Here is a 7,881-nt window from a genome sequence, read left to right on the forward strand (position 1 = left end):
GCGAGGTGCCGTGCCGGACGCCGCGAGCCGGTGAACCCTTCCGGTCGCAGCACTAGGGTCTGTCTGATAATTGATCTTGTGGTGGGTCGTGGCGAGTTGACGGATGCGGCGTGGGAGCGGATAGCGCCGTTGTTGCCGGGTGTTGACGGGCGGGGTCGTCCCTGGCGGGATCACCGGCAGGTGATGAACGGGGTGTTGTGGCGGTTGCGGACGGGTGCTCCGTGGCGTGACCTGCCGGAACGGTTCGGGCCGTGGCAGACGGTCTATGAGCGGTTCGCCCGGTGGGAGGCGGACGGGACCTGGGCCCGCCTGCTCCAGGAGGTCCAGGTCCGCGACGACTCGGTCGGGGCGGTGGAGTGGACCGTGTCGGTCGACTCCACGATCAACCGTGCGCACCAGCATGCCGCCGGCGCCCGCAAAAAGGGGCGGTGTCGGGGGACGAACTGGAAGATCCGGAACGCGCGGCGGATCGTCAGGCGCTCGGCCGGTCCCGCGGCGGGCTGACCACCAAGGTCCACCTCGCCTGTGACGGCCGGGGCCTGCCCCTGGCCGTCCTGGTCACACCGGGCAACGTCAACGACTCCACCGCCTTCGAGGCGGTCCTGGACGCGGTGAGAGTGCCCCGGGCCGGTGTCGGTCGGCCGCGCCGCAGGCCGGACGCGGTCATCGCCGACAAGGCGTATTCGTCACGGGCGATCCGACAGACGCTGCGGCGCCGGGGCATCCGAGCCGTCATCCCCGAACGGGCGGACCAGAAGGCCAACCGGAAGCGGCGCGGCCGGGCCGGCGGCAGACCACCGGCCTTCGACCGCGACCTCTACAAGGCTCGCAACGTCGTCGAACGCTGCTTCAACCGCCTCAAGCAGTTCCGCGCGATCGCCACCCGCTTCGACAAACTCGCCGACCGCTACAAGGCCGGCATCCGCCTCGCCTCGCTCATCCTCTGGCTCCGGGAACCTACCCAAGATCATTTGTCAGACAGAACCTAGACATCGCCCCGGGCGATGTCGTCGACATCCTCGGCCGGTACGGCGGAGAAGCCGGCCAACCGCAGCATGCAACGGATGACCGTGTACCTCAGCTTCGGATCGATCCTCGGGATCTGTGTACTTCAACGGGGCATCTCCTGCTTTCTTCGCCGGTCGCAGGTCAAGAGGGTGTGGATGGCTTGGACGGCGGTGCCGATACGTCGGGTCGAACATCGGGCGCGCCGTAACAGTCGCCAGGACTTGAGCTGTGCGAAGGCGCGCTCACCGGGAGCTCACAGCCGGGCGTGGTCGCGGTTGAACTGCTGGGACTTGCTTGAAGCAGCTCAACTTCCGCCACCGCGAACGAAGTTCGCGCCTTCGGGTGTAGATGAGCCAGGACGCATGCTCGACCAGCTCGTGCGGGACGACGAGCCTGGAAGGATACGGAACCGACGATCACATCGGTTCCTCCATCCAGCGGGACTCTCCCGTCTTGCCCCTTGCCCCTGGGTGGCCTCAGCACCGGAAGGACAGCACCGCCGGCACTTCCGTCCCGGCTCCGCTGCCGGACTGACGGCGGCAAGGCGCGGCGGCCCCGGCCAACGCGCAACCGCCTGAGCGCGGCCCGACCCCAGGCCGCGGCCGCGCCGCTCATCCCGCCCGTCCCTTCGTCTTCACACCGGCCGCAACGGGGATGTCAGCGCCCCGACCACGCTCGTGCGGTGGGTTGTTTGATCTGCACCGATGCGGCGGCGCCGGCAGGCCTCGCGCCAGAGAAGCCGCAAGAGAAGGCGCAAGGGCTGCCGCAGGAGATGTCGCCGCTGCGCCGTGTCACAGGGGCTCCCGCCCGGAGTGCCGACGTGAACGACGACCGGCAAGGGATTCTCTGGGCCGGGCTCCGGCTCCATCACTACTCGGCCGACGGGCGCCCGTCCCGGGTCAGGCTGCTGTCTCGGCGATCTGCCGCTCCACGTGCCCCAGGATCGCCCGGAGCCGGGGCGGGTCAGGCGGCAGGTCGGGCCTGACGGTACGTTGCTGATCGCGGTCGACCAGCCGGCCTCGATCGGAGCCCCGCCGCTGGCGGTCGGCCGGGGCAGGGGCTGTCCGGTGGCCTACCGTCCGGGCCTGACGATGCGGCGGGTCCCCGACCCCGGCGCTGCCGGTCGTGGCGAGCCGGTTCCCCGCCGCCTCCGCGCGCGCAGCCGCCTGGGGACTCGCCGGCACCCTCAGGGCTGCCACGCGGTCGCGCCAACAGCGACTGCTGTTCGGTGAGTTGACCGGCATCCCCTACACTCGCTCCGGTCGCACACTGGCGCAGACGCATGGTGATCGGGGGCTTCATGGCGTGCGCTGCAACGCAACGACGTACGAGGCGGGGACACGCGGTGCTGGCCGTATGCGGGGTACTGCTCGCGGGCTGTTCCGGCTTGAGCGACGGCGGGCACCGGACCGGTCCGAGCGCCTCCTCCGCCGCCGCGTCTTCACCGGCCGGACAGCGCGGGACGAATGTCACCACCGAGCGCTTGACGGTCGACCCCGCGCGCGTCCCCACCACGCCGTCCGCCGCCCTGGACCTGGTCCGCGCCATCACCGCGGGCCCGGATAGCTACGGCCCGGGCTACGTCAAGCGTCCCCCGTACGAGAGCGACCCGGCCGACTGGCCCGTCCTGGGCACCGATTGCGTCTGGCGGCAGGAGTCACTGCCCGACGACGTCCTCGCCACCCTCACCCGCTACAGCCGGCTGCCCGCGGCCGGCGCGAAGAGCGAGGTCCGCACCGCCGCCACCGTCACCCTGCACCGCACCGTCGCGCAGGCGGACTGGGAGATGGCCGAGACGCTGGAGGAGGCGCTGCGCTGCCCCGACCAGCAACTGCGTGCCACCGAGCGGATCACCGGCCTGAACTCGATGGGCTCCGGCTACGGCACGAACGGCAACACCTCCGCCGACGACTACCTCATCGAGATGGGCACGTACGACAACCCGGTCCTCGGCAAGGGGTCGACGTACTACATCTGGAACCAGGTCCGGATCGGCCCGGTGACGATCGCCGTCGTCGTCGAGGGCGGCAAGGGCTTCGACCAGAGCGACCTGCTGACCGTCCAGGCACGGGCGGTGGCCGGGATGGAGACCAAGGTGCGCAGCGAACTGGGAGCCCAGAAGTGACCGACCGCTCCCTCCGCCCCTCCGACCCGTCGTTCATCGGCGGTCACCGCCTGCTCGCCCGGCTCGGCGAGGGCGGCATGGGCGTCGTCTACCTCGGCCGTACGGAGTCGGGTGCGCTCGCCGCCATCAAGGTGATCCAGGCCGAACACGCGCACGACGACGCCTTCCGAGCCCGTTTCCGCCGCGAGGCGAACGCCGCGCGACGTGTGGACAGCCCGTGGGTGGTCAAGGTCACCGGCGCCGACCCCGACGCCGAACAGCCCTGGCTGGCCACGGCCTTCGAGCCCGGCCCGTCCCTCGCCGAGGCGGTCGGCCGGCACGGCCCGCTGCCCCTGCGGACGGTACGGTTGCTCGGCAAGATGCTGGCCCGCGCGCTCACCGCCGTGCACGAGGCCGGCCTGGTGCACCGGGACGTCAAGCCGGGCAACATCCTGCTCGCCGCCGACGGCCCCCGCCTCATCGACTTCGGGATCGCCCGCTCCCTGGACGACACCGCGATCACCTCCGCGGACCTCGTCGTCGGCAGCCCCGGCTTCCTCTCCCCCGAGCAGGCCACGGCCGGCGGCGAGCGCCTCGGGCCTGCGAGCGACGTGTTCTCGCTGGGCTGCGTGCTGGCCTACGCGGCGACCGGCCGGCCGCCCTTCGGCAGCGGCGCCGTCGATGCCCTGCTCTACCGCGCCGTCCACGACAGCCCCGACCTCGACGGCGTGGAGGAGGAGACGGCCGCCGTCCTGCTGCGCTGTCTGGCCAAGGACCCCGCCGACCGGCCCTCCGCGGCCGAGCTGGACGCCGCCCTGGTAGAGGACATGCCCCCGGGCACCGCCGAGTGGCTGCCCGCCGACGTCGTCCGCGCGGTCGCCGAACGGTCGGCCGCAATGCTGGCCCTGCCCGAGATCCAGGCCACGCTCGCCGAGGCGCCGCCCACGCCCGCCCCATCGCGCCGCAGGTTCCTCGCCGTCGCCTCTGGCGGTGCCGCCGTGCTCGCCGCGGGCGGCGGTGTGGCCGCCTGGGCAGCCCGCCACACCAGCGGCAGCGGCAAGAAGCAGGCGGCCGCGCCCGGTTGGGCGCTCGGTGTGCAGGCCGATCTCAGCGGCGCCGGCCGGGAGGCCGGGCAGGCACAGGAGCAGGGGGCACGGCTCGCGGTGGAGGAGTTCAACGCCCGCCGCGACAAGCCGTTCACGCTGGAGCTGAAGACCGCCGACGACGCGGGCCGGGCCGAGCGTGCCGCCGCCGCGGCCAAGCGGCTCGCCGACGACCCGGACGTGCTGGCCGTGCTCGGCTCGAGTACCGACCAGACGACCCAGGCCGCGCTGCCCGTCTACGACGCGGCCCTGCTGCCCGTGATCAGCATGTCCGCCGGGCAGAACCTGTACCAGAGCGTCCGCTCCTTCGTACGCGGCCGCCCCCTGCACGGCACGGTCGCCATGAAACTGGCCTTCCACCTGGAGGCGACCAGCGCCGCCACCCCCGTCGGCGTCCTGCTGGACCGCACCGCAGGCGACGTGTCCTGGCAGACCATCCAGATGGTCAACTTCATCGTCCGGAAGTACGGCGACGCCACCCACCCCCGCGTCGTCCCGGCCGGCACGACCGACTTCGGGCCCGTCCTGAAGGACATGCGCGGCGCCGGCATCAAGGCGTTCGTCTACGCCGGGCCGTTGGAGGGGGCGATCCGGGCGGCCAGAGGCTTGGCCGGCTTCGAAGGGCCGAAGTACGCGGCCGAACCCGCGCTCGATCCCCGGTTCGCCGCCGAGGAGAGCGCGGCGGGCTGGACGGTCGTGGCCACGGCGATCGGCCCCGACGCGGCTCGGGTCCGCTCCTTCGCCCAGGCGTTCCGCACCCGGTACGGCCACGCACCCGGGTTCTGGGCGGCCGAGGGCTACGACGCGGCGAACCTGCTGATACACCGGCTCACCGCCACCCGGGGCAAGCGCCCGACGCGCAAGGCGCTGGTCGCCCCGCTGCAGGCCGCCACATACCGGGGCATCACCCGGGACTTCGCCTTCGACCCGAAGATGCTGCAGCTCAGCACCCCCGCCAGCTTCGTCCACCAGGTGCGCGACGGCGCCTTCCGGTACCTGGGGCCCGCCCCCGACAGGGCGCCACAGCCGAAGGGGAAGTGACGGTGCGTCCGCTCACCGCTCAGGACCCGGAGTCGGTCGGCGGGCACCGCCTGCTCGCGCGGATCGGCGCGGGCGGTATGGGTGTCGTCTATCTCGCCCGTTCCGAGGGCGGTGCCCTGGCCGCCCTGAAGGTGATCCGCGCCGAGCACGCCGCCGATCCGGGGTTCCGGGCCCGTTTCCGCCGTGAGGCACAGGCCGCCGCGCGGGTCGACGGCCGCTGGACCGCGCCCGTGACCGCCGCCGACCCGGAGGCGGCCGAACCCTGGATCGCCACCGCCTTCGTCCCCGGGCCCTCGCTCGCCGAAACCGTCGCCGGGCACGGGCCGCTGCCCCCGGACACCGTACGGGCGCTGGGGGCGCGGCTCGCCGAGGCGCTCGCCGCCGTCCACGCGGCCAAACTGGTGCACCGCGACATCAAACCGGGCAATGTGCTGCTCGCCCTCGACGGCCCTCGCCTCATCGACTTCGGCATCGCCCGCGTCGGCGGCGCCACCGCCCTGACCGCGACCGACGTGGTGATCGGCACGCCCGGCTACCTCTCGCCGGAACAGGCTCGCGCACGCGACGAGGAAGTCGGCCCGCCCAGCGATGTCTTCTCCCTGGGCTGCGTCCTCGCCTACGCGGCGACCGGCCGGCCGCCCTTCGGCGGCGGAACGGTGCCCGCCGTCCTCTTCCGGACCGTGCACGGGGAGCCCCGCCTCGACGGCATCACGGATGACGGGCTGCGAATCCTGGTCGCCCGCTGTCTCGCCAAGGACCCGGCCGCCCGCCCGACCGTGCCGGAACTGCGTGCCGAGTTCGGCGACTTCGGCACCGACGACTGGCTGCCGCCCACTCTGCCCGCAGTGATCGCCGAACGCTCGGCCCGGGTGCTGCACCTGCCCGAGCCCGAGCGGCCCTCGGCACCCGGGGCGCCGGTGGACGAGCCGCCCGCGCCGAGCCGCCGGCGCCTGCTGGTGCTGGGCGGTACGGCGGCCGTCGTGCTGGCCGCCGGTGGCTCCGCAGCCGTCCGGCTGACCGGCCGCGACGATCCGCCGTCCACCGCCGCCTCCCGTCCACGCCGTACCGTCGCCGTGCAGGCCGACCTCTCCGGTTCCGGCAAGGCGCTCGGTGCCTCGGTCGAGCACGGCGTCCGGCTGGCGGTGGAACAGCACAACGCGCGTGCGGACCGCCCCTTCGACCTGGCCCTCCGGATGCTCGACGACGCGGGGGACGCGGACCGGGCCAAGGAGGCGGCCCGACGCCTCGTCGCGGACGGCCGGGTGTGCGCGGTGATCGGGCCGACGTCCGACGCCACGGCCCTCGCGGCCGCGGACCGGTACAAGAAGGCGTTCCTGCCGATGGTGACGGCCTGGGCGGGTTCGGACTCCCTGTACGCCGCAGTGGACATGAAGAACCCCACGTCGTCCGTGTTCCAGCTGCGTCCCTCCGACACCGCGATCGGCGCGCCCCTGGTCCGTTATCTCACCAGCGTGCGCCCGGCCCGCCGCACCTTTCTCGTCGAGGACCAGGCGGCTCGGGACTACAGCTGGCTGATCGCCCAGCGCCTGGCTGCGAACCCTCCGTCCAACGGCACGGTCGTCCGCCACCAGGTCGCCGCCGACACCGGTGACTTCGGTCCCGCGGTCGCCGCCGCCGTCGCGGCACGCGCACAGGCCGTCGTCTACTGCGGTGACTCCTCACGGCGCGCCGCCTCCTGCGCACGGGCGCTACGGGCGGCGGGATTCACCGGCACCCCCGCGGCGACCGAAGCCGTCCTCACACCCGAGTTCCTGCGCGCGGCCGGTCCGGCGGCCGAGGGGTGGGTCTTCTCGGCGACGTTCGTGGACCCGTCCCGTCTGGCACCTGCCGCCGCTTTCGTACGGTCGTTCAAGAAACGGTACGGCGTCCGGAGCGTCGGCCGGGGCGCGGCCGAGGCCTACGACGCCCTCGGTCTCGTCGCGCACGTCCTCGCTCCCATGGGCGCGGGCCCTGTGGACCGTGGCAACCTCACCCACCGGCTGAGGGCCGTGTCGTACCGGGGCATCACCCGGACGTTCGCCTTCCGGGACCGCGCCGCGGAGGTGGACGAGGAGCCCGGGCTGTTCCTGTGGCGGGTGGAGCACGGAACGCCGCTCTTCCTGGGCCAGTACCAGGAGGTGAAGGTCTAGCCTCGTCTTCGGCCCGTGCGGCGGGGCCAGGCGGTGGTCGCCTTCTCCGTGTCCCGTTCGAGTGACCGCGTGGTGCGTCAGGCCACCCAGTACGGCCGCCCCGGTTCCTCGTCCGCACCGTCGAGGCCCGCGTCGAGGGCCGCGGCGATCCGGCGTACCGCCTCGTCGGCGACCTCGGCGGGCTGCGTGTAGGGCCAGCGCAGCCGGTGCTCGAACGTGCCGGGGTCCGCGCCGAACCGGGAGCCGCCCTCGATCCGCACCCCGTGCCGCAGCGCGGCCCTCGTCAGCGGACCGGCGATCGGGCGGCCCAGGTCGATCCACAGGCACATGCCGCCCTGCGGCGTCTGCCAGCGCCAGTCGGGGAACTCGCGGCGCAGCTGCGCGGCCAGTTGGTCGCGCTGCGCGCGCAGGAGCGGCAGCCGCCGCCGCAGGATCTGCGGCTCCCGGGCGATCAGCCGCAGCGCCACCAGTTGGT

Annotated in this window: 4 protein-coding genes and 3 pseudogenes; 5 read left to right on the top strand and 2 right to left on the bottom strand. The window is 73.3% G+C overall.

Going from position 1 to position 7,881, the window contains the following annotated elements; all coding sequences use genetic code 11:
- Window positions 1-81: 81 nt before the first annotated feature.
- Window positions 82-989 (top strand): IS5 family transposase gene (locus tag FRZ03_RS12380; protein ID WP_146464777.1). Its coding sequence is split into 2 segments (ribosomal slippage): window positions 82-427 and window positions 427-989, totalling 909 coding nucleotides; the frame shifts between segments, so codons are not numbered across the junction.
- A gap of 122 nt (window positions 990-1,111) precedes the next feature.
- Here the strand turns inward: FRZ03_RS12380 and FRZ03_RS41185 are convergent.
- Window positions 1,112-1,294 (bottom strand): annotated as a pseudogene (locus FRZ03_RS41185) (hypothetical protein); the annotation flags it as partial.
- 700 nt (window positions 1,295-1,994) lie between these two features.
- Here FRZ03_RS41185 and FRZ03_RS40250 point away from each other — a divergent pair.
- The 4 genes and pseudogenes from FRZ03_RS40250 to FRZ03_RS12405 all read left to right on the top strand — a co-directional run.
- Window positions 1,995-2,129 (top strand): annotated as a pseudogene (locus FRZ03_RS40250) (IS110 family transposase); the annotation flags it as partial.
- A gap of 362 nt (window positions 2,130-2,491) precedes the next feature.
- A complete protein-coding gene (locus FRZ03_RS12395) occupies window positions 2,492-3,133 on the top strand; it encodes a hypothetical protein (protein WP_146465194.1) in 642 nt (213 codons plus the stop codon).
- Entirely contained in the window at window positions 3,130-5,256 is a 2,127-nt protein-coding gene (locus FRZ03_RS12400) for a bifunctional serine/threonine-protein kinase/ABC transporter substrate-binding protein (protein WP_146465195.1), read from the top strand. Before FRZ03_RS12395 ends, FRZ03_RS12400 begins: the two co-directional genes overlap by 4 nt.
- 2 nt (window positions 5,257-5,258) lie before the next feature.
- Window positions 5,259-7,406, top strand: a complete 2,148-nt coding sequence (locus FRZ03_RS12405; protein WP_146465201.1) for a bifunctional serine/threonine-protein kinase/ABC transporter substrate-binding protein — start codon at window positions 5,259-5,261, stop codon at window positions 7,404-7,406.
- Between the two features lie 77 nt (window positions 7,407-7,483).
- On the opposite strand, the pseudogene FRZ03_RS12410 reads toward FRZ03_RS12405, so the two are convergent.
- Window positions 7,484-7,881, bottom strand: a pseudogene (locus tag FRZ03_RS12410) (MocR-like transcription factor YczR); the annotation flags it as partial.

Source organism: Streptomyces misionensis (assembly GCF_007896895.1).
Lineage (GTDB): Bacteria > Actinomycetota > Actinomycetes > Streptomycetales > Streptomycetaceae > Streptomyces > Streptomyces misionensis_A.